21 protein-coding genes and 1 riboswitch are annotated in these 21534 nt (G+C 58.7%); of the genes, 16 read left to right on the top strand and 5 right to left on the bottom strand.

Annotation, left to right across the window (positions count from 1 at the left end; all coding sequences use genetic code 11):
• The first annotated feature begins 94 nt into the window (after positions 1-94).
• From R6X40_RS15930 to ispG, 4 genes are all read left to right on the top strand, one after another.
• The gene (locus R6X40_RS15930; RefSeq protein WP_318414769.1) at positions 95-892 is read left to right on the top strand and encodes a DeoR/GlpR family DNA-binding transcription regulator; all 798 of its coding nucleotides are present in this window, start codon (positions 95-97) and stop codon (positions 890-892) included.
• Entirely contained in the window at positions 889-1272 is a 384-nt protein-coding gene (locus R6X40_RS15925; RefSeq protein WP_318414768.1) for a VOC family protein, read from the top strand. Before R6X40_RS15930 ends, R6X40_RS15925 begins: the two co-directional genes overlap by 4 nt.
• A 30-nt stretch (positions 1273-1302) precedes the next feature.
• Positions 1303-2496 carry an MFS transporter gene (locus tag R6X40_RS15920; protein WP_318414767.1) on the top strand — a complete coding sequence of 398 codons (1194 nt, stop codon included), beginning with the start codon at positions 1303-1305 and terminating at the stop codon, positions 2494-2496.
• A 120-nt stretch (positions 2497-2616) separates the two neighbouring features.
• Positions 2617-3870 carry a flavodoxin-dependent (E)-4-hydroxy-3-methylbut-2-enyl-diphosphate synthase gene (ispG, locus tag R6X40_RS15915; RefSeq protein ID WP_318414766.1) on the top strand — a complete coding sequence of 418 codons (1254 nt, stop codon included), beginning with the start codon at positions 2617-2619 and terminating at the stop codon, positions 3868-3870.
• Between the two features lies 1 nt (position 3871).
• On the opposite strand, the gene R6X40_RS15910 is transcribed toward ispG, so the two are convergent.
• The 3 genes from R6X40_RS15910 to R6X40_RS15900 form a co-directional block, all read right to left on the bottom strand.
• A complete protein-coding gene (locus R6X40_RS15910; protein WP_318414765.1) occupies positions 3872-4510 on the bottom strand; it encodes a LysE family translocator in 639 nt (212 codons plus the stop codon).
• 110 nt (positions 4511-4620) lie between these two features.
• Positions 4621-5178: a manganese efflux pump MntP family protein gene (locus R6X40_RS15905; RefSeq protein ID WP_318414764.1), complete on the bottom strand. Its 558-nt coding sequence runs from the start codon at positions 5176-5178 to the stop codon at positions 4621-4623.
• 79 nt (positions 5179-5257) lie between these two features.
• Positions 5258-5355: riboswitch (yybP-ykoY riboswitch) on the bottom strand.
• Between the two features lie 209 nt (positions 5356-5564).
• Positions 5565-6473 carry a farnesyl diphosphate synthase gene (locus R6X40_RS15900; protein ID WP_318414763.1) on the bottom strand — a complete coding sequence of 303 codons (909 nt, stop codon included), beginning with the start codon at positions 6471-6473 and terminating at the stop codon, positions 5565-5567.
• A 132-nt stretch (positions 6474-6605) separates the two neighbouring features.
• Here R6X40_RS15900 and mtgA point away from each other — a divergent pair, with 132 nt between their 5' ends.
• The 5 genes from mtgA to R6X40_RS15875 all read left to right on the top strand — a co-directional run bounded on the left by mtgA (position 6606) and on the right by R6X40_RS15875 (position 9856).
• The gene (mtgA, locus tag R6X40_RS15895; protein WP_318414762.1) at positions 6606-7382 is read left to right on the top strand and encodes a monofunctional biosynthetic peptidoglycan transglycosylase; all 777 of its coding nucleotides are present in this window, start codon (positions 6606-6608) and stop codon (positions 7380-7382) included.
• Positions 7383-7488: 106 nt separating this feature from the next.
• Entirely contained in the window at positions 7489-8226 is a 738-nt protein-coding gene (locus R6X40_RS15890) for a DUF1868 domain-containing protein (protein WP_318414761.1), read from the top strand.
• Positions 8223-8870, top strand: coding sequence for a glutathione S-transferase family protein (locus R6X40_RS15885; protein WP_318414760.1), 648 nt, complete (start codon positions 8223-8225; stop codon positions 8868-8870). The genes R6X40_RS15890 and R6X40_RS15885 overlap by 4 nt, the downstream gene beginning before the upstream one ends.
• A 159-nt stretch (positions 8871-9029) precedes the next feature.
• Complete coding sequence (rpmF, locus tag R6X40_RS15880; RefSeq protein WP_037097119.1) at positions 9030-9215, top strand: 50S ribosomal protein L32; 186 nt, start codon at positions 9030-9032, stop codon at positions 9213-9215.
• A gap of 233 nt (positions 9216-9448) precedes the next feature.
• Positions 9449-9856, top strand: coding sequence for a hypothetical protein (locus tag R6X40_RS15875; protein WP_318414759.1), 408 nt, complete (start codon positions 9449-9451; stop codon positions 9854-9856).
• A gap of 47 nt (positions 9857-9903) precedes the next feature.
• On the opposite strand, the gene phaR is transcribed toward R6X40_RS15875, so the two are convergent.
• Positions 9904-10485 (bottom strand): polyhydroxyalkanoate synthesis repressor PhaR, encoded by a 582-nt coding sequence (gene phaR, locus R6X40_RS15870; RefSeq protein ID WP_318414758.1) that lies wholly within the window; start codon positions 10483-10485, stop codon positions 9904-9906.
• Between the two features lie 223 nt (positions 10486-10708).
• On the opposite strand from phaR, the gene R6X40_RS15865 reads away from it, so the two are divergent.
• From R6X40_RS15865 to gfa, 7 genes are all read left to right on the top strand, one after another.
• Positions 10709-11890: an acetyl-CoA C-acetyltransferase gene (locus tag R6X40_RS15865; protein ID WP_318414757.1), complete on the top strand. Its 1182-nt coding sequence runs from the start codon at positions 10709-10711 to the stop codon at positions 11888-11890.
• Between the two features lie 134 nt (positions 11891-12024).
• Positions 12025-12750 carry an acetoacetyl-CoA reductase gene (phbB, locus tag R6X40_RS15860; protein WP_318414756.1) on the top strand — a complete coding sequence of 242 codons (726 nt, stop codon included), beginning with the start codon at positions 12025-12027 and terminating at the stop codon, positions 12748-12750.
• 918 nt (positions 12751-13668) lie between these two features.
• Complete coding sequence (locus R6X40_RS15855) at positions 13669-16776, top strand: helicase-related protein (protein ID WP_318414980.1); 3108 nt, start codon at positions 13669-13671, stop codon at positions 16774-16776.
• Positions 16777-16795: 19 nt separating this feature from the next.
• On the top strand, positions 16796-17209 hold the full coding sequence (locus R6X40_RS15850; protein ID WP_318414755.1) for an RNA-binding S4 domain-containing protein: 414 nt from the start codon (positions 16796-16798) through the stop codon (positions 17207-17209).
• A 217-nt stretch (positions 17210-17426) separates the two neighbouring features.
• A complete protein-coding gene (gene fdxA, locus R6X40_RS15845; protein ID WP_113241731.1) occupies positions 17427-17765 on the top strand; it encodes a ferredoxin FdxA in 339 nt (112 codons plus the stop codon).
• A gap of 408 nt (positions 17766-18173) precedes the next feature.
• On the top strand, positions 18174-18743 hold the full coding sequence (locus R6X40_RS15840; RefSeq protein WP_318414754.1) for a CarD family transcriptional regulator: 570 nt from the start codon (positions 18174-18176) through the stop codon (positions 18741-18743).
• Between the two features lie 222 nt (positions 18744-18965).
• Positions 18966-19541 (top strand): S-(hydroxymethyl)glutathione synthase, encoded by a 576-nt coding sequence (gene gfa, locus R6X40_RS15835; protein WP_318414753.1) that lies wholly within the window; start codon positions 18966-18968, stop codon positions 19539-19541.
• 83 nt (positions 19542-19624) lie between these two features.
• On the opposite strand, the gene typA is transcribed toward gfa, so the two are convergent.
• On the bottom strand, positions 19625-21454 hold the full coding sequence (typA, locus tag R6X40_RS15830; protein WP_318414752.1) for a translational GTPase TypA: 1830 nt from the start codon (positions 21452-21454) through the stop codon (positions 19625-19627).
• Positions 21455-21534 lie beyond the last annotated feature (80 nt).

The following is a 21534-nucleotide window of genomic DNA, read 5'->3' as shown; positions in this document are numbered from 1 at the left end:
TGGCCGCTGATTTTTCTCCGACACCATATAAATCGATTGAAATTCCACAGAATTGCCTTTATGCACGTTTGTGCCGATTGATACTTGTTTATGCATGATTGGGTTTTCCGTGCAGACTGAGCTGCTTCTAAAACAGAGACAGAGCCTCATTCAGGATCGCCTTCGGCTGTCCGGCCGTGTGCTGGCGATCGATCTGGCTCAGGAATTCAACGTTTCCGAGGACACTATCCGCAGGGACCTGCGCGAGCTTGCCGCCGCAGGCCTGTGCGAGAGGGTCTATGGCGGCGCTCTTCCGGTCTCTCCCGGTGGCACCACGCTCACCCAGCGCGTTGGTCTGGCGACCGAGCGCAAGGCGGCGCTTGCCGCCTCTGCTGTTGGTGTCATCAAGTCCGGTATGACCGTGTTTTTCGATGCCAGCTCCACCAATCTGGCAATCGCCCAGGCGCTTCCTGCAGGGATTGAGCTGACGGCAGCGACCAACACCCCGCTGATCGCAGCGGCACTGATGGAAAAGCCCGGCATTAATATCATTCTCATCGGTGGAAAGATCGACAGGCTGGTCGGTGCCGCGATCGGCGCGAAGGCGCAGCGCGATGTCGAGGCGCTGCGGCCGGATCTCTGCATTCTCGGTGCCTGCGGCGTCGATATCAATGCCGGCCTGACCGTATTCGAATATGAAGACGCGGAATTCAAACGGCTCGTGGCGCGCAACAGCGCCGCTGTTTTGGCTGCTGTAACCAATGACAAGCTCGGCACATCCGCGCCACATGCGGTCATCACAACGCGCGAATGCACGACGCTGATCGTCGAGCACGATGCACCCGCCGACACTGCGGATATTTACAGCACGGCCGGTGTGGCCGTTGTTCATGCAGGAGAGACCAGACCATGAGGATTGCCCATATCGCCCTTTGGACGACAGACCTCGATCGCCTCTGCCGCTTCTGGGCCGAGACTTTTGGCGCGATCGTCGGAGACCTTTATGAAAGCGCCCGCCGGCCCGGGTTCTCCTCGCGGTTCCTTTATCTCAAGGACGGACCGTCGGTCGAGGTCATGCAAGGGCCTTGGGTGACGCTGCAGGACGGGCAGGAAGAGCGCCAAGGTTATGCGCATCTTGCCTTGTCGCTCGGCAGCCGCGAGGCTGTCGATGCCTTGGCAACAAAAGCGGCGGCATCGGGCATCCTTCTGTCTCCAGCCCGCATGACGGGTGACGGCTTCTACGAGGCGGTCCTCAGCGACCCCGACGGCAACCCTATCGAAATCACGGCCTGACGCCACCACCGGATTCTACAGGAAAAGACCATGGATCAGCATAGTATCAACCGACCACAGGCCGCCGTCCGGCAAGGCTATATGCCGAAGAGCCGGCTTGCCGTCTCGCTGCTGTTCCTGATGAACGGCTTCGTGACTGGCAGCTGGGCGCCGAAAATCCCGGAATTCAAGGACAGGCTTGGCATCAGCGAAAGCGTGCTTGGTCTTTTGATCCTCGCCTTCGGTATCGGTTCGCTGGTGCTGATGCCAATTGCCGGCGGCTTTATTGCCCGCATGGGGTCGCAGAAGGTGGTGAAGGTGACGGCGATCATGCTGTCGCCGATGCTTCTGCTTTTGACGCTTCTTCCCAATGTCGGGACGGCTGTTATCGGCATGCTCCTGCTCGGCGGTTTCGTTGGCGCCATGGACGTTGCGATGAATGCCAATGCGGTCGAAGTCGAGAAATCGATGCGCCGGGCGATCATGTCGTCCTGCCATGCCTATTGGAGCCTTGGCGGCTTGATCGGTGCTGCCAGCGGCGGTCTGGTCATGGCGCATTTCGGCGTCTATGTGCATGCCATTCTCGTCACTGTTGTCTGCCTTTCGGTGCTCGCCGTCGCCTGGCCGATGATCCTCGCCGATCAACCGCATCCGGATGTCGCCAAACAGAAACTGCGGTTGCCATCCAATCCGCTGCCCTGGCTGATCGGCCTGGTGGCCCTGTTCTCGATGGTACCGGAAGGCACGGTACTGGATTGGGGTGCACTCTACCTGCGCAACGAACTCGGCGCATCCGTCGCAATGTCTGGTTTCGGCTTTGCCGCTTTCTCTGCCACGATGGCGATCATGCGCTTTGCCGGAGACCACGTGCGCGACCGCTTCGGTGGGGTTAAAACCCTGCGCGTGTGCACGCTGACAGCCCTCGTCGGCCTCGTGCTTGCCGGCATGGCACCGAATGCCCCGTTGGCTATTCTCGGCTTTGCGCTTGCTGGTGTCGGCATTTCCAACATGGTGCCGATTGCTTTCTCCGCCGCTGGCAACATGCCGGGCCTAGCGCCGGGCATCGGGCTTTCGGTCGCAACGTTCATGGGCTATTCCGGCATGCTGTTTGCACCGTCGCTGATCGGCTTTGTCGCGGAGCATACCGGTTTCTCGATCATCTTCACCTGCGTGCCGATCCTGTTCATCGTCGTTCTGGCGCTGTCACATCACGCTGTGCATGCCGATCCGAAGGGGCACGACTGATCATCATTGACGGCGGTCTGACATCAATTCGCCGTCAATGAATGATGTTGCCGTTGACAAGGCGGCTTTCCTCATCCACCTCAGGGAAAGTCGCCGCAACAGCACGTGCAAGGGGCTTTCATGTCTTCCGCCTTCGATTACGAACCGCAACCCCGCAGGGCCTCCGTCGCCGTCGATGTTGGCGGGGTGATTGTCGGAGGTTCTGCGCCTGTGGTCGTGCAGTCGATGACCAATACCGACACAGCCGACATAGATGCGACCGTCGCTCAGGTGGCTGCCCTCCACCGCGCGGGCTCAGAGCTTGTGCGCATCACCGTCGATCGCGACGAAAGTGCTGCCGCCGTGCCGAAGATCCGCGAGCGGCTGGAGCGCCTCGGTCTCGACGTGCCGCTGATCGGCGATTTCCATTATATCGGCCACAAGCTGCTGGCCGACCATCCGGCCTGCGCCGAGGCTCTGGCGAAATACCGCATCAATCCGGGCAACGTTGGTTTCAAGGCCAAGAAGGACAAACAGTTCGCCGAGATCATCGAGCGGGCCATCCAGTTTGACAAACCGGTGCGCATCGGCGTCAACTGGGGTTCGCTCGATCAGGAACTCCTGACCAAGATGATGGACGACAACCAGGCCAACGGCTTTCCGCTGACGGCCAGCCAAGTGATGCGCGAAACCATCGTCCAGTCGGCGCTGATTTCGGCTGAGCTTGCCGAGGAAATCGGCCTGCCGCGCAACCGCATCATCCTGTCCGCCAAGGTTTCGAACGTTCAGGATTTGATCGCCTGCTATGCAATGCTGTCTTCCCGCTCCGATCATGCGCTGCATCTCGGCCTGACCGAGGCCGGCATGGGGTCGAAGGGTATCGTGTCTTCCGCGGCATCGCTTGGCATTCTGATGCAGCAAGGCATCGGTGACACGATCCGTATTTCACTGACCCCGGAGCCGGGCGGCGACCGTACCCGAGAGGTGCAGGTGGCGCAGGAGCTGCTGCAGGTTATGGGTTTCCGCCAATTCATTCCGGTCGTTGCTGCCTGTCCGGGCTGCGGGCGCACCACGTCTACGGTTTTCCAGGAGCTGGCCCAGAAGATCGAAGGTGACATCCGCCGCAACATGCCGGTCTGGCGCGAAAAGTATCCGGGTGTCGAAGGCCTCAAGGTCGCGGTCATGGGCTGCATCGTCAATGGCCCCGGTGAAAGCAAGCATGCCGATATCGGCATCTCGCTGCCAGGCACCGGCGAGCTTCCGGCAGCCCCGGTCTATATCGACGGCAAGAAGGCGCTGACCATTCGCGGCACCAATATTGCGGGTGATTTCGAGACGCTTGTCGGAGACTATATCGAGAAGCGCTTCGGTCAGGGCCAGGCGGCAGCCGAATAGGCTACAGCTTCACCGTCAGAAGCTTCAAGCCTGCGAAGGCAAAGAAGCCCGCCATGGCGCCCTCGATCCAGCGGCGTGACTTCTTGTAGCCACGGTGCACGGGTTCGATTGAGAACAGCAACGCAAAGCCCATGAAAATGATGATGCCGAGCACCATGCAGCCGCCAATCAGGACGAGCATGACATGCGGCGCGTCCTGCGGCGTGCCGAGCGAAACCAATGTCAGCCAGGAAAAGATCGCCTTGGGGTTGGTCAGGTGGATGCCAAGACCTTTGAAGTAAAGGCGGCGCAGCGAGGGCGGCTGCTTCTCAAGCGGCAACGCAGCTTCGGTTTCCTTGCGCATCGCAGCCTTCAAGGCCTTGAAGGCCAGCCAGAGCAAATAGAGCCCGCCGGCAATCTTCAGGACGAAGAGCGCGTTGCCATAGGTGCTGATCAGCGCCGAAAGCCCCGCGGCAGCCAGCATCGCCCAAGTGTAGGAACCCGTCAGAACGCCGAAAGCAAGCGCCAGCCCGGCATTGCGGCCGCGGCTGATTGCGGTTGAGATGATGGCGACGACCGCCGGCCCCGGCGAAGCGGTGGCAATGATATAGGCGCCCCAGGCGACCATCAGCTGCGGCAGGTAGGGCAGAACGTAAGACATGCGCAATCTCCGATGCCGCGTTTTCCAGCGCGGCAGGGCGCTATCATGCTGAGCGCGGATGGAAAGAGAATGCGCATTCTTGTTGCGGTGACAATTTTCGCGAATGCGGCTCAGACCGAAAGATGCTCGATCAAAATGGAAAGCCCCAAGCCGCACAGGGCAAAACCTGCAACAGCCTCGGCGATGCGCCCGAAACGCTCGCCGATCAGGCGGCCAACCAGCATGCCGCCAGAAGACATCAGGAAGGTCGCGAAGCCAATGGCGGCTGCAATCACGAAGATATTGACGTCGAGAAAGGCCAGCGAAACACCGACGGCCATGGCGTCGAGGCTGGTTCCAACCGCTGTCGCCATCAGAAGGGGCAGGGACAAATGGGCAGATTCGGCAGCTTCGCTCTTTTGCGTCGCGGCATACATCATGTGAATGCCGACGATTCCAAGCAGTCCGAATGCAATCCAGTGGTCGATCGCCTGGACAAACTGACTGGCGGCAACGCCGGCCGCCCAGCCGATGATCGGGGTAATGGCTTCGATAATGCCGAAGACGAGACCGGTGCGCATCGTTTCGCGGAATTGCGGACGGCCGATCGCCGCACCCCGGCCAACGGCAACAGCAAAGGCATCGACAGACATGCTGAATGCCAGCACGGCAATGGTAAATGGCGACATGAAACTGGCTTTCGAAGCGGACGTTGGAAACCGGGCGTTGTTGCCTGTCCGGCAAGGCATCTACGCCACGGTCTTGCCGGGCCGAGTGTCTCGGCCGATCGCACCATGCGCATGGGCGCAAGCATGTTGATACGATCCTGCAGGGATATGCAGTGGCTACTCCCCGATGCGGGAGGGATAGTTCAAGCTGGTTTGTCTGTCAATAAGGCTAAGTTAAAATTCCTTTTATTACAGCAGCTTAGAATATGCATTAGTGCATAAATCCAAGACAGAGGAGGCAATATCAGGTGCAACTATGCTCCCTGCTGGACAAGCAGGTGCAGCGCATTTCAGCGTCTGTTTGGAGTGGAATCTCGCGTTGAAAGACCGATCCCCGGCCGTCGGGGTCAGTGGCTTCGGTTGGCGATGAAGCGGGCAGTCTCGTTGAGAATATCCGCGCGTGCGCCGAATGGCTCAAGCAGGACGGCCGCATCTGCGACGAGAGCTGCCAGCCGGGTTTCCGCCCAGGCCTGACCGCGTAGAGAGACAAGCGTACCCTTGCCACGGGCCGCATCCTTGCCGGTCGCCTTGCCCATCGTCTGGGCGTCTGCTGTCAGGTCAAGCAGGTCGTCGGCCAGCTGGAAGGCAAGGCCGATCGTCTCGCCATAGGTGCGCATCAGCCGCCGCTCGTCAGCGCTGCTTCCTGCAATGATGGCGCCTGCCTCGCAGGCAAAGCGGATCAGCGCGCCGGTCTTCATCGCCTGCAACGTGACGATTGCCGCCTCGTCCGGTGCCGATGTTTCTGCTGCCAGATCCAGCGCCTGCCCGCCGGCCATGCCGCCGATGCCAGAGGCGCGAGCGAGGGCCAGAACCAGTTCGGTCTTCTGCCGGTCGGTAAGATTGGTTTCCGGGGCGGCGATAATATCGAAGGCCAAGGTCAAAAGGCTGTCGCCAGCAAGGATCGCATTGGCCTCGCCATGGGCGATATGCACGGTCGGCTGACCGCGGCGGAGATCGTCATCGTCCATGGCGGGCAGGTCGTCATGGACAAGCGAATAGCTGTGAACGCATTCGAGTGCTGCGCCGATGCGCAGGGCCGCCTGCCGGTCGCCACGAAGAAATGCCGTGCTTTCCATTACCAGGAATGGGCGCAGCCGCTTGCCTCCGTTCAGCAATCCATGGCGCATTGCAGCGACGAGCGGTGCGGGCCGGGCGATCTCGTCTGCCTGTGGTTTTTCGTGAAGAATGCCGATCAGGCAGGTCTCGATCTCTGCGGCGCTGGTCTTCAGGCGGATTTCAAAGGATGTCTCGCTCATGCGGCGCTGTTTGGCATGACTGCGCGCCCGCTGGCAACGGGATTTTACCATATCTGTAACCGCATGCGTGGCTTGCTGTGCGTTACCGAGAAAACCGTTCAATTTTATCCGCCGTTGTTCTATGAAAATTGGATGGATCATCAGGCGGGCGTTTCAGGCGTGGACATCGTACCGGAAACTCGGGGGGAGGAAGAAGACGTGCCGTCCAGCCGTTCGCGGGGATGGGGGCAGGCCCTGCGTCGGCGCTGGCGCCAGATTCTGCTGATCGCCGTTGCGATTGTCCTATTGCCCTATGTTCTGATCATCCTCTATGCGCCGAGCTTCATTCATCCGATTTCGACGCTGATGCTGCGCGATCTCGTGCTGCTGCGTGGCTATGATCGCCAGTGGGTCTCGTTCGAGGATATTTCGCCCAATCTCGTGCAGTCAGTGATGATGTCGGAGGATGGCCAGTTCTGTCTTCACGACGGCGTCGATTGGAGACAGATGCGCGGCGTGGTCAATGATGCGCTGGAGGGCGAATCCACCCGTGGTGCCTCGACAATCCCGATGCAGACGGCAAAGAACCTGTTTTTGTGGAATGGCCGTTCTTTCATTCGCAAGGGCATGGAACTGCCTTTGGCGCTGGCGTCCGATTTTGTCTGGAGCAAACAGAGGATGATGGAGCTCTATCTCAACGTCGCCGAGTGGGGGCCTGGCATCTATGGTGCTGAAGCGGCGGCAAAACATCATTTCGGCGTTCCGGCTGCAAAGCTCACCAAGCGCCAGGCAGCACTTCTTGCTGTATCCCTGCCCAATCCATATGAGCGCAACGCTGGCAAGCCAGGCCGTGGTCTGCGCAGCCTCGCCTCGCTGATCGAGCGCCGCGCCAGCCGGTCCGGTGAATATATCAAATGTCTTTATGAGTGAGATCAAGCCTTTTCATTGGAGCGCGGTTTGGGATGGTGTCATCCTGACGTTGTGAAATTCGGGCATCCGGGCCTCGTTGCTATCCTCGAAAAGGCTCGATTATCCTATGGTCTCGATTGATCCGTCTCTTCTCACCTTTGCCCGGAGCGCCAACAGTGCCTCGCCGCGACATTTCGGAACTCGCTACGCCGCCGATGGCTGTTTCCTACAAGAGCGCGGCAACACCGTGGTTTCCCATGTCAGTGCCGGGACATCTTCCCATGCCGCCATCCTTGCCGTGCGCCATCGATTGATGGCGATGCCAGAAGCCGATCAGTTCGCCTTCACGCATGCTTCCAGTCTGCACATGACAATCTTCCAGGGCATCATCGAATATCGCCGCAAGCCGCCTTACTGGCCAGCCGATATGGCTCTTGATGCGCCAATCGATGTTATGACGGCCCACTTTCGCGACAAGCTGAGGAATTTCGCGCCGCTCTCGCCTTTTCGTGCACGCATTACCGAGGTCACGCCGCTTGGACTGACCCTTGAAGGGGATAGTGTGGATGACCGGCAGTGCTTGCGCGAATGGCGTGACACCTTTGCGGGGGTTTTTGGCTATCGCCATCCGGATCATGACGATTACGTGTTCCACATCACTTTCGCGTATATTATCGACTGGCTTGCTGATCCGGCGCTGCCGCGTTGGCAGGAGATGCTAGCGGAGCAACTGGCCTATCTCAAGGAACGGTCGCCTGTCGTCGATCTCGATCCTCCGGCTTTTTGCTCGTTTGAAGACATGAACCATTTCGAGGAACTCGTTGTCTTCGAATCTCAATATAAGACACTAAGGAATGCGCCATGACCAAGCTCACGCTCTATGTCGGCAACAAGAACTATTCGTCCTGGTCGCTGCGGCCATGGCTCGCGCTGGAAGCCTGTGGCATTCCGTTCGACGATGTCCTCATTCCGTTCGATTTTCCGGCCGGAAACCCGAAATTCAAGGAAATCTCTCCGACCGGCCGTGTCCCCGTCCTGCATCATGGTGATCTGCGTGTCTGGGAATCGTTGGCGATCATCGAATATGCCGCCGAGCTTTTTCCGGATGCCGGGCTTTGGCCGAAAGAAGCAGCCGAACGTGCTGTTGCCCGCAGCTATTCGATGGAGATGCTCTCCGGTTTTCGGGCGTTGCGCAATGCGTGTCCGATGAACATGCGCCGCGAGAAGCAGGCAATCGATTTGCCGGATGGCGTCCTGGAGGATGTCGAGCGGATCGAGACGATCTGGCGCGAGGCCGTCGCCCGCTCAGGCGGTCCATTTCTGTTCGGCCGCTTTACCGCAGCTGACGCGATGTTTGCGCCGGTGGTCAATCGTTTCGAGGTCTACGACCTCACGCGTAATCCCGTCTCGCTCGAATACATGGATGCGGTGAAGACCCATCCGGCCTTCCAGAAGTGGCAGGCGGCGGCGCTGAAGGAAACCTGGATCGTATCGGAAGACGAGGCCTGATGCTTTTCCCGGCCAGGGCTTACGAAAAAATGCCTGCAGGGACTGGTCAAATGCCTGTGGGGCATGTATAAGCCCGGCAAATTCCGAGATTGACATCTGTTTTTCCCGGCCAACAGACTGGCTGTGAAACAGAGTTTTGCCCGATAAGTGGAGTATGAAATGGCTGTACCTAAAAGAAAAACAAGCCCGTCCAAGCGTGGCATGCGCCGCTCCGCTGATGCGCTGAAGACACCGACCTACATCGAAGACAAGAACTCCGGCGAACTGCGCCGCCCGCACCACATCGACCTGAAGACAGGCATGTATCGCGGCCGTCAGGTTCTGACCCCGAAGGCTTCCGCTTAATCAGCGGTGCCGTCAGGCTGTTATTGAAGGGGCTGGCTTTTCGCCGGCCCTTTTTCTGTTGCCTGCATACCGGGAGAATTGCGCTGTATCGTATTGGCCGTTTTTCCTAGTCTTCCCAGATCCTTGCCCTATCTGGCTCCACGGCCATTTCTTGACGCTCGTTGCGTCGTGAGGCACATATCGATCAACGCCCGGCCGGAGAGGCTGGCGCGAGAAACTGGGAGCCATTGCTGATGATTGCCGCCATTCCATTGCTGATCCTGCCGTTCATTCTCTACAATCTTGGAATGATGGGCGTCCTGGGAAGTGGTGGTGTCGCAGTTTTTGAAAACACGGTCTTCTCGATGACCATGCTGTCCGGTGCCGTCTGGACGATGAGCGTCGGCGATCTGATGATCGTCATCGCGCTGGTGTTGCTCTTCGTCGAAATCCTCAAGGCAACCCGCATCAGCTCCAAGGCGCTGATGGATCATCTGTTGTCGATGGTTCTGTTCATCGTGTTTCTGGTGGAATTTCTGCTGGTCGCCAATGCCGCGACCCACGTCTTCTTCATCCTGATGACGATCAGCTTCATCGACGTCATTGCCGGCTTTTCCGTGTCAATGCGCACGGCAGGGCGGGATGTTTCCATCGGTCTCTGATGAGCTTCGACGCGCGCCGTTCCAGACTGCGCGCGTCGTAAGGCTTGTCAGCCGAGATTTTCCAGCTTTGTCTGCAAGGCGCGTAGCTGTTCTTTCAGCTCATCAATGTCCTTGGCTTCCGCCTTACGCGGTTCCTTGGCAGCGGGCGTTGCCGCCATGAAGGGCGAAAACATCTGCATGGCCTGATGGAACATGTCGGTGTTGCGCTTGACCTGCTCTTCCACCAGTTGCAGTGGAACAGACAGGTTCTTGCCGAGCGGCGTATCGCCGAAGGCCTTGTTGATCTGCTCGCGCATCTGCACCTGCTGGTCGGTAAAGGCCTGCATCGAATGTTCGAGGTAGCTCGGCACCACCATCTGCATCTGGTCGCCGTAAAACGAGATCAGCTGGCGCAGGAACGAGATCGGCAAAAGTGTGTTGCCGGTCTTGGATTCCTGCTCGAAAATGATCTGCGTCAGTACCGAATGGGTGATGTCGTCGCCTGATTTCGCGTCCTGAACGGTGAATTCCTCTCCCTTTTTCACCATCACTGCGAGATCGTCGAGCGTCACATAGGTGCTCGTTCCGGTATTGTAGAGCCTCCGGTTGGCATATTTTTTGATAACGATCTGACCGTCGTGTTTAGCCATCTGGGTCTCCTCCCATGCTCCCGTCTTTATTGTGTTTTTCAGAGTACCCGCAAAAAACGGTTTCTGACAATCTCTTTGTGCGTTGCGTGGACGCAGGTGCGAAATTTTGCCTCGCGCTCCGTTTGCCAAGCGAAACGGCGGCCGCTGCATCAAGGCGTTTGACTTGCGCGGCGACCTTTGCCAGTCTTTAGCAATTGCGAGAAAAAGAACGAGGAAACATCTGATGAGCACTCCCTCCATCGTCATCGCCAGCGCCGGTCGTACCGCCGTCGGGTCTTTCAATGGTTCCTTCGCCAATACGCCAGCCCATGAACTCGGCGCAGCCGTCATCAAGGGCGTGCTTGAGCGCGCCGGTGTCGAGGCAGCCGAAGTTGACGAAGTGATTCTTGGCCAGGTCCTGTCGGCCGGCGAAGGCCAGAACCCGGCTCGCCAGGCTGCCATGAAGGCCGGTATTCCGCAGGAGGCGACCGCCTGGGGCATGAACCAGCTCTGCGGCTCGGGTCTGCGCGCTGTTGCGCTCGGCATGCAGCAGATTGCAACCGGCGATGCAAAGATCATCGTCGCCGGCGGCATGGAGTCGATGTCGATGGCTCCGCACTGCGCGCACCTGCGCGGCGGCGTCAAGATGGGCGATTTCAAGATGGTCGATACCATGATCAAGGATGGTTTGACCGATGCCTTCTACGGCTATCACATGGGGACGACGGCCGAAAACGTTGCCAAGAAGTGGCAGCTTTCGCGCGAAGACCAGGACGTGTTTGCGCTGGGCTCTCAGAACAAGGCGGAAGCGGCCCAGAAGGCCGGACGTTTTGCCAACGAGATCATTCCGTTCATCGTCAAGGGCCGCAAAGGTGATGTGACGGTCGATCAGGACGAATATATCCGTCATGGCGCAACGCTGGACTCGATGACGAAGCTACGCCCGGCCTTCGACAAGGAAGGTACCGTTACGGCTGCCAACGCTTCCGGCCTGAATGACGGTGCCGCCGCAACATTGTTGATGACCGAGGCGGAAGCCGGTCGCCGGGGCATCCAGCCGCTGGCCCGTATCGTTTCCTGGGCAACGGCCGGCGTCGATCCGCAGATCATGGGCACCGGCCCGATCCCGGCGTCGCGCAAGGCCCTGGAAAAGGCCGGCTGGTCGGTTGCCGACCTGGAGCTTGTCGAGGCCAATGAGGCGTTCGCAGCACAAGCCTGCGCCGTCAACAAGGACCTCGGCTGGGATACCTCGATCGTCAACGTCAACGGCGGTGCTATTGCCATCGGTCATCCGATCGGCGCATCCGGTGCCCGCGTGCTGAATACGCTTCTGTTCGAGATGAAACGCCGCGGCGTCTCCAAGGGTTTGGCAACGCTTTGCATCGGTGGCGGCATGGGTGTCGCTATGTGCGTTGAACGCATGTGACAATCAGGAGCTAAGGGATCGCTCCGGCCTTTGAGGTCGGAGCAAACTTCACGGCAAGAGCCGGAAGAGCTGTTCCGCGCCCCCGGCGGGCGCCGGCATCGAGACAAGAATCGTATAACAGGGGAGTGAGTCGGATGAGCAGAGTAGCATTGGTCACCGGTGGTTCACGCGGTATTGGCGCCGCGATATCCATCGCTTTGAAGGCGGCTGGATACAAAGTTGCGGCAAATTATGCCGGCAATGACGAGAAGGCACAGGCTTTCACCGAAGTCACGGGCATCCCGACCTACAAATGGGATGTATCCGACTACTCTGAGTGCACCAAGGGTATTGCGCGGGTGGTGGATGAACTCGGGCCTGTGGAGGTGCTGATCAACAACGCCGGCATCACCCGCGACGCCATGTTCCACAAGATGACGCCGGAGAGTTGGGGGGCGGTCATTGACACCAACCTCACCGGCCTCTTCAACATGACCCATCCGATCTGGACCGGCATGCGTGACCGCAATTTCGGCCGGGTGATCAATATTTCCTCGATCAACGGCCAGAAGGGCCAGATGGGGCAGGTCAATTACTCGGCGGCCAAGTCTGGTGATCTCGGTTTCACCAAGGCCTTGGCGCAGGAGGGTGCCGCCAAGGGCATTACCGTCAACGCGATTTGCCCTGGCTACATCGGCACGGAGATGGTGCGGGCCATTCCGGAGAAGGTGCTGACTGAGCGAATCATTCCGCAAATCCCGGTCGGCCGCCTCGGCGAGCCCGAGGAAATTGCGCGCTGTGTTGTTTTTCTGGCCTCGGATGATGCGGGTTTCATCACCGGATCGACGATTTCGGCCAATGGTGGCCAATTCTTCGTCTGACCAAGCCATTTGTTTTATTGCTGGCGGCGCCTTCGCTGGCGCCGCTCTGCGTGGCGGCAAAGGTTAACACGCCGGGTGCCGTTGAGGTTCTGAAGCCGGGTTATCCACCGTTTCATATGGTTCACAAGTTGATATTACACAATATATCGCGGTGAACAAACCGGGAAATGGATTGCGTCCGCGATTCGTCTCCGGTTCGTTCTTGCTTTGGTTGAGTTGTTAATGACGGCGCGTGATGTTGCTTGGAGGGGCGGATTTGCGCCGCCTCTCAGTCGCCGGGGGGGGGGCTCCGAAAGGGGGATAGCACGGGCGGTCGACATTCGATTTTGAGCCTGATCGGAATCCAGCGAAGGACAATTTGTGCTCCCGGATAAAAGCTTCTTTTTCCACCATATCTTGCGTGAGAGAGGCGGCGGAAACGTCCAAATTGTATCTCGTATTTGTTTTGTTCTGGGTTCTATTTTAAAAATTACTAATATTTGAGGGGTTTTTCCCCCGCACGACTGCATGGTTAATTTTTCCCGAAAATTCAGCTATTTGGATTCTGAATCTCAGATTCTTCGCGCGTGCGGCATCGTTTGCAATGTTCATTTTTCTAGACATTTTGCATGGAAAGGACGGATTCAGCATCTGGTGCGAATCCGGCTTAATAACCCAACATTTAGCGGTGAACAAACCCTGAATCTGGCGGAGTCTGCATTTCGTTGTTGATTCGTTCCGGCGCTGTTCCAGAATACGGGGAACGAGGGTGGAAATATCGGCCAAATACCCCATTTGCACGTTTCATGACCCCGCGCCCCTTGCGTTTGTGCCTTTGCGTGGGCATGTGTTCTGCGCCGGTTGAAACGGCTTTAAAATGCCGAGAATGGCCTTCGCAGACTGAAAGTGTTCTGGATCGATAAAGTGCCTGACCAACCGATGATCTTGAGTGGCCGCGGCGTGATCGCGGTGCTCGGCCCCACCAATACCGGCAAGACGCATTACGCGATCGAGCGCATGGTTGCGCACGAGAGTGGCGTCATCGGGCTGCCGCTGCGCCTTTTGGCGCGCGAGGTCTATACGCGCGTCGTTGAAAAGGTCGGCGCCCACAATGTTGCGCTGATCACCGGCGAAGAAAAGATCACTCCGCATATGGCGCGTTTCTCGGTCTGCACCGTTGAAGCCATGCCGCGCGAGACCAAGGCTGCCTTCGTCGCCATCGATGAAGTCCAGCTGGCCGGCGATCTTGAGCGCGGCCATATCTTCACCGACCGGCTGATGCATCTGCGCGGCCGTGTCGAGACACTGTTTCTCGGCGCATCGACCATGCGGCCGATCCTCGAACATTTGCTGCCGGGCATCACTGTTGTCGAGCGTCCGCGGTTGTCTCAGCTTCTCTATGCCGGCTCGAAGAAAATTACCCGTCTGCCGCAGCGCACTGCGATCGTCGCGTTCTCGGCTGAAGAGGTTTATGCGATCGCCGAGCTGATCCGCCGTCAACGCGGTGGTGCAGCTGTCGTGCTCGGCGCCCTGTCGCCCCGCACGCGCAATGCGCAGGTGGCGCTGTATCAGGCCGGCGATGTCGAATATCTGGTTGCAACCGATGCGATCGGCATGGGGCTCAATCTCGATGTCGATCACGTCGCCTTTGCGCAGGACCGGAAATATGATGGCTACCAGTTCCGCGATCTCAACCCGGGTGAACTGGCGCAGATTGCCGGACGTGCCGGACGTCATCTGCGCGACGGCACTTTTGGTGTGACCTCGCGGGTCGAGCCGTTCGATAATGAGTTGGTCCACCGCATCGAATCACATCAGTTCGATCCGGTAAAGGTGCTGCAGTGGCGATCGAAGTCACTGAACTATGCGTCGATACAGGCTCTGAAGAAGAGTTTGGACGCCGCACCGGCGGTTCATGGGCTGACACGGGCCTTGCCTGCCGTCGATCAGCAGGCTTTGGACTATCTTTCGCGCTATCCGGAGGTTACCAGTGTCGCAACGACACCGGAGCGTGTAGAAAAACTCTGGGAGGCCTGTGCGCTTCCCGACTACCGGCGTATAACGCCGGCGCAACATGCCGATCTGATTTCGACAATCTATGCCGATCTCGTTCGGCGTGGCACAGTGAATGAAGATTTCATGGCCGAACAGGTCCGCCGGGCGGACCATACGGATGGTGAAATCGACACATTGTCCGCGAGAATTGCACAAATTAGGACATGGACCTATGTGTCCAACCGTCCGGGATGGCTTGCCGATCCGACACACTGGCAAGAAAAGACGCGGGAAATCGAGGATCGATTGTCTGACGCGTTACATGAAAGGTTGACGAAACGCTTTGTTGATCGCAGGACATCTGTGCTCATGAAGCGCCTGAGAGAGAATGCGATGTTGGAAGCTGAAATCAGTGTAAATGGCGATGTCTTCGTTGAAGGTCATCATGTGGGACAATTGGCCGGGTTCCGTTTCACGCTGGCGACAGTGGCAGATAGTCTTGACGCGCGCGCCGCTCAAGGGGCAGCGCAAAAGGCGTTGGCTCTCGAGTTCGAAGCGCGGGCCGCACGATTGCATGCGGCGGGCAATGCCGATCTGGCCTTGTCGTCTGATGGTCTCGTACGCTGGCTCGGCGATCCCGTGGCCAAGCTGACAGCCAGCGATCACATCATGCGTCCGCGCGTGCTGTTGCTGGCCGACGAGCAGCTGCAGGGCAATGCCCGCGAGCATGTGCTCGCCCGCATCGAGCGCTTCGTCAATCATCACATCTCGACGGTATTGAAGCCGCTCGACGATCTGTCGCGCGCCGAAGACCTCGAAGGTCTCGCCAAGGGTCTGGCTTTCCAGCTGGTCGAAAACCTTGGCGTGATGTTCCGCCGCGATGTTGCCGATGACGTCAAGTCGCTGGATCAGGAGGCACGCGCTTCCATCCGTCGTCATGGCATCCGTTTTGGCGCCTACCACATTTTCATGCCTGCATTGCTGAAGCCGGCTCCCGCGGAGCTGATCACGCTGCTCTGGGCGTTGAAGAACGACGGTCTCGACAAGCCGGGCTACGGCGATCTGATCCCGGTTCTGGCCGCTGGCCGTACCTCGGTCGTCACCGATCCGACGTTCGAGCGCACGTTCTACAAGCTGGCCGGTTTCCGTTTCCTCGGAAAGCGGGCCGTCCGCATCGATATCCTCGAGCGCCTGGCTGATCTGATCCGCCCGCTGCTGCAGTGGAAGCCGGGCACGACGGCGCGTCCGGATGGTGCCTATGATGGTCGCCGCTTTACCGCGACGACAGCCATGCTTTCGATCCTGGGGGCAACGCCCGATGATATGGAAGAGATCCTCAAGGGTCTCGGTTACCGGGCTGATGCTGTTAAGGTCGAGGATGCTGCGGCATTCCTCGCTTCACAATCCGGATCTGCCGCACCGGTAACGGACGCTGCAGTTTCCGACGCACCGGCTGAGACGGCCGACCACGATGACGCGGATGCATCAGGCGAAGAGGTTCATGCTTCCGAACCTGCGCCTGAACAGGCCGCCGCGACTGTTCCGGTTGCTGAGACTGTTCCGGTTGCCGCCGAGGCTGACGGTGCTGAGCAGGCCGCGATCGCCGAGCAGGTTGGCGAACTTGTTGAGCCGGTCGAGGCTAAGCCGGTTCTTCTGTGGCGCCCGGGTAGCCGCAATGACAATCAGCGCTCGGGTGGACGCCCGCAGGGCGATCGCCGCGGCGCAAACAACCGTGCACCGCAGGGTGAAGCCCGCCGCGAAGGTGGCGAGCCGCGCCGTGAGGGTGAAGGCCGTCGCGAAGGTCGCGATGACAATCGCAAGCCCGGTGGTGGCGGCAGACCTGACCGCAATCGCGGCAGGGATGGTGGCAAGCCTCAGGGTGGCCAGCGGCATGAGAAGGGCGAACGTCAGGATCGCCCGGATCGCAACGACCGCGGCGGAAAGCCGCAGGCAGCCAAGTCCGAGGCGCGTCCACCGCGCAAGGAGAAGCCGATGGATCCGGATTCGCCTTTCGCCAAGTTGGCTGCCCTCAAGGAGCAGATGAAGAAGTAAGGCCCTAAAAGGTAACAATATGGGTGAAAAGCAGCCTCAGTCTCTGCCGGTTCTCCGCCAGCGTCTCGACAAGTGGCTGTTTTTCACGCGCCTGCAAAAGTCCCGCTCGATCGCTCAGAAGGCGATCGAGTCCGGCGACATCCGGGTCAACGACGCCCGGATTACCCAGCCATCGTACGCGCTGAAAGCCGGCGATGTGGTCGTTGTTTCACTCGACCGGCGTGACACCACCGTGCGTGTTCTGCTTCCCGGTACCCGGCGTGGACCCTATGAGGAGGCCCGCCTTCTGTATGAGGATCTGACGCCGGCAGTTGTTCCCGGTGAAAAACCGAATGCCTTCGAGCAGGCGACGCGCGAGCGTGGCAGCGGCCGGCCGACCAAGAAGGAGCGCCGCGACGGCGATAGGCTGCGAACAGGCTGGCATGAGGAATAGAAAACAGGATTAGAAAACTGTCCCGCCGGGCGCCCGTTTGGCGCATGGATTATTCTTGCAAAGCCCCCGCAAAGCCTTTACCTCACGGGGTAAATGAGCAGCCCTGTTGCGTCACGAGAGACGTTGGCGGGCTGGTATCCCCGAACGGATGCGGACAAGCAGACCTTTCTTCTGGTTCCTGTCTGGCGTCAAACGTGAGAAATCGCTGGAGTACCTCATGACGTATGTCGTGACCGACAATTGCATACGCTGCAAATATACCGATTGCGTTGAAGTGTGCCCGGTGGACTGCTTCTATGAAGGCGAGAATTTTCTGGTCATCCATCCGGATGAGTGCATCGACTGTGGCGTCTGCGAGCCGGAATGTCCGGCCGGCGCCATCAAGCCGGATACCGAACCGGGTCTCGATATGTGGCTGAAGGTCAATGCGGACTTCGCCACACAATGGCCCAATCTCACCGTCAAGCGTGATGAGATGCCCGAAGCCAAGGAAATGGACGGCGAAGAAGGCAAGTACGAAAAATACTTTTCGCCGAAGCCCGGTCAAGGCGACTGACGCAGGCAAGCCTCCGGCGGCCGGTTGATTCACGGCTGCAAAAGATGGCGAAATTTGGGGAATCATGGCTTAACCATGTCCGTGACGGGCTGGTTGGCCTTGATGGCCGTTGTAAAGCAAATTATTGATTTCTGCAGTTTTTTATGATAGGGTCTAAAAACTGATCCACATCGTGGCACTTGCGTGTGCCCGAAAAACCATCACGAAAGCAAAACAATCCCATTGCGCGGCTGACCCCAAATACGCAACAGCAGTTGCTTGTGTGTGATCGCCCTGCAGAAGATCGATTTGATGACCGTTGGAACGGATCAGTATGGAGTCACCCGACGGTGCCCCCGTCCATCCCGGGCCTGACTGACCCGGCCCCCGGCTTGTTGCCGGGAGCGTAACAGGGAGTTTTTGAAACGAATGACGACCCAGCAGAAAAAATCTTCAACACGCCATGGATTCAAGACCGGTGAATCGATCGTTTATCCAGCCCATGGCGTTGGACAAATCGTTTCAATTGAAGATCAGGTGGTTGCGGGCATGACGCTCGAACTGTTTGTGATCGATTTTGAAAAGGACAAGATGCGTCTCAAGGTGCCGGTAGCAAAGGCTGTCACCATTGGCATGCGCAAGCTCTCCGAGACCGATTTCGTCGAACGTGCATTGAAGGTCGTCCAGGGCAGGGCACGCGTCAAGCGGACCATGTGGTCCCGCCGTGCGCAGGAATATGATGCAAAGATCAATTCCGGTGACCTGATCTCGATCGCCGAAGTCGTGCGTGACCTGTATCGTGCTGAAAACCAGCCAGAGCAGTCCTATTCCGAACGTCAGCTTTATGAAGCTGCGCTTGACCGCATGGCGCGCGAAATCGCAGCCGTGAACAAGATGTCGGAAACGGAAGCTGTCCGTCTTGTCGAAACGAACCTCAACAAGGGTCCGAAGCGCGGTAAGGCCATCGAAGAAGACGAAGCGCAGGAAGAAGCTGCGTAAGCATTCTTCCAGCAGTGCTTCCATCTCAAAAGCCCTGTCAGCAATGACGGGGCTTTTTTGTGCCTCATGCTGATGTTGGCAGGCGATCGGATAAGCTCTCGGTGCTGCCCGGCGACTGCGAGGAGACTCTTTTCGGCATCGTGATATGCTGCCGCTCGAGGCGCCTTGTCGCGATCTGCCGGCACGGGAGGCGGAATATACGAACCGGCACGGGAGGATGAAATGCCTGCTACCGTTTCTCTACATCCATTGCTCGACAAGGGCGTGCCCAAAGGGGCGTCCGGCTTCACTGGCGGTGTTCTGGTGTGTGAATGTACCACCAAGCCCGTACGGGTCAAAGTCGAGGGTGATGTCGCTCACAACCACGCCTGTGGCTGCACCAAATGCTGGAAACCGGCCGGGGCGGTGTTTTCGATTGTCGCGGTCGTTCCACACGACAAGATCACTGTGCTTGAGAATGGCGAAAAGCTTGAGGTCGTCGATAAGTCTGCCTTGATCCAGCGTCACGCCTGCAAGGGCTGCGGGGTTCATATGTACGGCCCCGTGGAGCGGGTGCATCCCTTCCAGGGACTGGATTTCATTCATCCGGAACGGTTTCAGGAGACCGGCTGGTCGCCACCTGGCTTTGCCGCCTTTGTCTCTTCGATCATCGAATCCGGCACGGAGCCTGACGATATGCCGGCTGTCCGTGCGCGATTGACGGAACTGGGCCTGACCCCATCCGATTGCCTGAACAACGCTCTGATGGACTACATGGCCACTTGGATGGCCAAGAAGAGCGGCGCGCTGAAGTCCTGAAGCGATATCAATAATCTTAAAACGAGAAAGGGCGCGGCGATTAAAATCGCCGCGCCCTTTTTTATTCTGCGGACAAAGACTGCTTATGCAGCGCCGCGCGACTTTTCGAAACGCTTGCGGTCGTTCGAGTCGAGATACATCTTGCGCAGGCGGATGTTCTTCGGCGTCACTTCGACCAGTTCGTCGTCCTGGATCCAGGAGAGAGCGCGGTCAAGCGTCATGCGGATCGGCGGGGTGAGCTTGACAGCTTCGTCCTTGCCGGAGGCGCGCATGTTGGTGAGCTTCTTGCCCTTCAACACGTTGACTTCGAGATCGTTGTCACGTGTGTGAATGCCGATGATCATACCGGCATAGACCTTCTCGCCGACATCGATGATCATCGGGCCGCGGTCTTCCAGGTTGAACATGGCGTAGGCAACCGATTCGCCCGCATCGTTGGAGAGCAGAACGCCCTGAACGCGGCCACCGATATCGCCCTTGTAAGGCTGATATTCGTGGAACAGACGGTTCATGATCGCCGTGCCGCGCGTGTCGGTCATCAGTTCCGACTGGTAGCCGATCAGGCCGCGGGTCGGTGCGAAGAACTTCAGGCGAACGCGGTTGCCGCCGGACGGACGAAGCTCGGCCATTTCGGCTTTACGCTCGGACATCTTCTGAACAACAACGCCGGAATATTCCTCATCGACGTCGATGACGACTTCTTCGACAGGCTCGAGCATATCGCCGGTTGCTTCGTCCTTGTGCATGACGACGCGTGGACGCGATACGGCCAGCTCGAAGCCTTCGCGGCGCATGGTTTCGATCAGAACGGCGAGCTGCAATTCGCCACGGCCGGAAACGTAGAACGAATCCTTGCCTTCGGCTTCTTCAATCTTCAGCGCGACGTTGCCTTCCGCTTCCTTGAGGAGGCGGTCACGGATAACGCGGCTCGTGACCTTGTCGCCTTCGGTGCCGGCAAGCGGGCTATCGTTGACGATGAAGGACATGGTGACGGTCGGCGGATCGATCGGCTGTGCATGCAGCGCCTCGGTGACCGACGGATCGCAGAATGTGTCGGCAACTGTGCCCTTGGAAAGGCCGGCAATCGCGACGATGTCGCCTGCATGGGCTTCGTCGATCGGCGTACGCTCGATGCCACGGAAGGCGAGGATCTTGGAGATACGGCCGTTCTCGATGAGCTTGCCGTCCTGGCCGATAACCTTGACGGCCTGGTTCGGCTTGATCGAGCCGGAATGGATGCGGCCGGTGATGATGCGGCCGAGGAAGGGGTTGGCTTCCAGGATCGTGCCGATCATGCGGAACGCGCCGTCTTCTTCGCCGACGCTTGGCTCTGGAACGTGCTTGAGAACGAGGTCGAGAAGCGGCCCGAGGCCATCTTCCTTCGGACCTTCCGGGTTGAGGTTCATCCAGCCGTTGCGGCCCGAACCGTAGAGGATCGGGAAGTCAAGCTGCTCGTCGGTCGCGTCAAGGTTGGCGAAGAGGTCGAAGACTTCGTTGATGACTTCTTCGTGGCGGCCGTCCGGGCGGTCGATCTTGTTGATCGCGACGATCGGGCGAAGGCCGACCTTCAGGGCCTTCGAAACCACGAACTTGGTCTGCGGCATCGGGCCTTCAGACGAGTCGACCAGAACGATCGCGCCATCCACCATCGACAGGATACGCTCGACTTCGCCACCGAAGTCGGCGTGGCCGGGGGTGTCGACGATGTTGATGCGGACGCCCTTCCACTCGATCGAGGTAGCCTTCGCCAGAATGGTGATGCCGCGCTCTTTTTCGAGGTCGTTCGAGTCCATCATGCGCTCGGTCGTGCGCTGGTTGTCGCGGAAAGAACCCGACTGCTTCAGAAGTTCGTCGACAAGAGTGGTTTTCCCATGGTCAACGTGTGCGATGATCGCGATGTTGCGCATTTTCATGTGTGAATACTCGGAGGTTTCGGGGCGTATGTGAGGAACGCCGCATCTTCAATTGCGCGGCTATTACAGGTTTTTTTGCA

Source organism: Rhizobium sp. PL01 (assembly GCF_033447125.1).
In the GTDB taxonomy this organism is placed as follows: Bacteria; Pseudomonadota; Alphaproteobacteria; order Rhizobiales; family Rhizobiaceae; genus Pararhizobium.
This window is presented reverse-complemented; position numbering and strand designations above follow the sequence as displayed.

Bases quoted from the DNA above. Each gene is read 5' to 3' on its own strand.
- R6X40_RS15930 (WP_318414769.1), top strand. From the start codon at position 95: ATGATTGGGTTTTCCGTGCAGACTGAGCTGCTTCTAAAACAGAGACAG.
- R6X40_RS15875 (WP_318414759.1), top strand. From the start codon at position 9,449: ATGATTGCCGCCATTCCATTGCTGATCCTGCCGTTCATTCTCTACAAT.
- R6X40_RS15885 (WP_318414760.1), top strand. From the start codon at position 8,223: ATGACCAAGCTCACGCTCTATGTCGGCAACAAGAACTATTCGTCCTGG.
- gfa (WP_318414753.1), top strand. From the start codon at position 18,966: ATGCCTGCTACCGTTTCTCTACATCCATTGCTCGACAAGGGCGTGCCC.
- R6X40_RS15855 (WP_318414980.1), top strand. From the start codon at position 13,669: ATGATCTTGAGTGGCCGCGGCGTGATCGCGGTGCTCGGCCCCACCAAT.
- mtgA (WP_318414762.1), top strand. From the start codon at position 6,606: ATGGATCATCAGGCGGGCGTTTCAGGCGTGGACATCGTACCGGAAACT.
- R6X40_RS15910 (WP_318414765.1), bottom strand. From the start codon at position 4,510: ATGTCTTACGTTCTGCCCTACCTGCCGCAGCTGATGGTCGCCTGGGGC.
- ispG (WP_318414766.1), top strand. From the start codon at position 2,617: ATGTCTTCCGCCTTCGATTACGAACCGCAACCCCGCAGGGCCTCCGTC.
- R6X40_RS15920 (WP_318414767.1), top strand. From the start codon at position 1,303: ATGGATCAGCATAGTATCAACCGACCACAGGCCGCCGTCCGGCAAGGC.
- R6X40_RS15890 (WP_318414761.1), top strand. From the start codon at position 7,489: ATGGTCTCGATTGATCCGTCTCTTCTCACCTTTGCCCGGAGCGCCAAC.
- rpmF (WP_037097119.1), top strand. From the start codon at position 9,030: ATGGCTGTACCTAAAAGAAAAACAAGCCCGTCCAAGCGTGGCATGCGC.
- typA (WP_318414752.1), bottom strand. From the start codon at position 21,454: ATGAAAATGCGCAACATCGCGATCATCGCACACGTTGACCATGGGAAA.
- fdxA (WP_113241731.1), top strand. From the start codon at position 17,427: ATGACGTATGTCGTGACCGACAATTGCATACGCTGCAAATATACCGAT.
- R6X40_RS15905 (WP_318414764.1), bottom strand. From the start codon at position 5,178: ATGTCGCCATTTACCATTGCCGTGCTGGCATTCAGCATGTCTGTCGAT.
- phbB (WP_318414756.1), top strand. From the start codon at position 12,025: ATGAGCAGAGTAGCATTGGTCACCGGTGGTTCACGCGGTATTGGCGCC.
- R6X40_RS15900 (WP_318414763.1), bottom strand. From the start codon at position 6,473: ATGAGCGAGACATCCTTTGAAATCCGCCTGAAGACCAGCGCCGCAGAG.
- R6X40_RS15840 (WP_318414754.1), top strand. From the start codon at position 18,174: ATGACGACCCAGCAGAAAAAATCTTCAACACGCCATGGATTCAAGACC.
- R6X40_RS15850 (WP_318414755.1), top strand. From the start codon at position 16,796: ATGGGTGAAAAGCAGCCTCAGTCTCTGCCGGTTCTCCGCCAGCGTCTC.
- phaR (WP_318414758.1), bottom strand. From the start codon at position 10,485: ATGGCTAAACACGACGGTCAGATCGTTATCAAAAAATATGCCAACCGG.
- R6X40_RS15865 (WP_318414757.1), top strand. From the start codon at position 10,709: ATGAGCACTCCCTCCATCGTCATCGCCAGCGCCGGTCGTACCGCCGTC.
- R6X40_RS15925 (WP_318414768.1), top strand. From the start codon at position 889: ATGAGGATTGCCCATATCGCCCTTTGGACGACAGACCTCGATCGCCTC.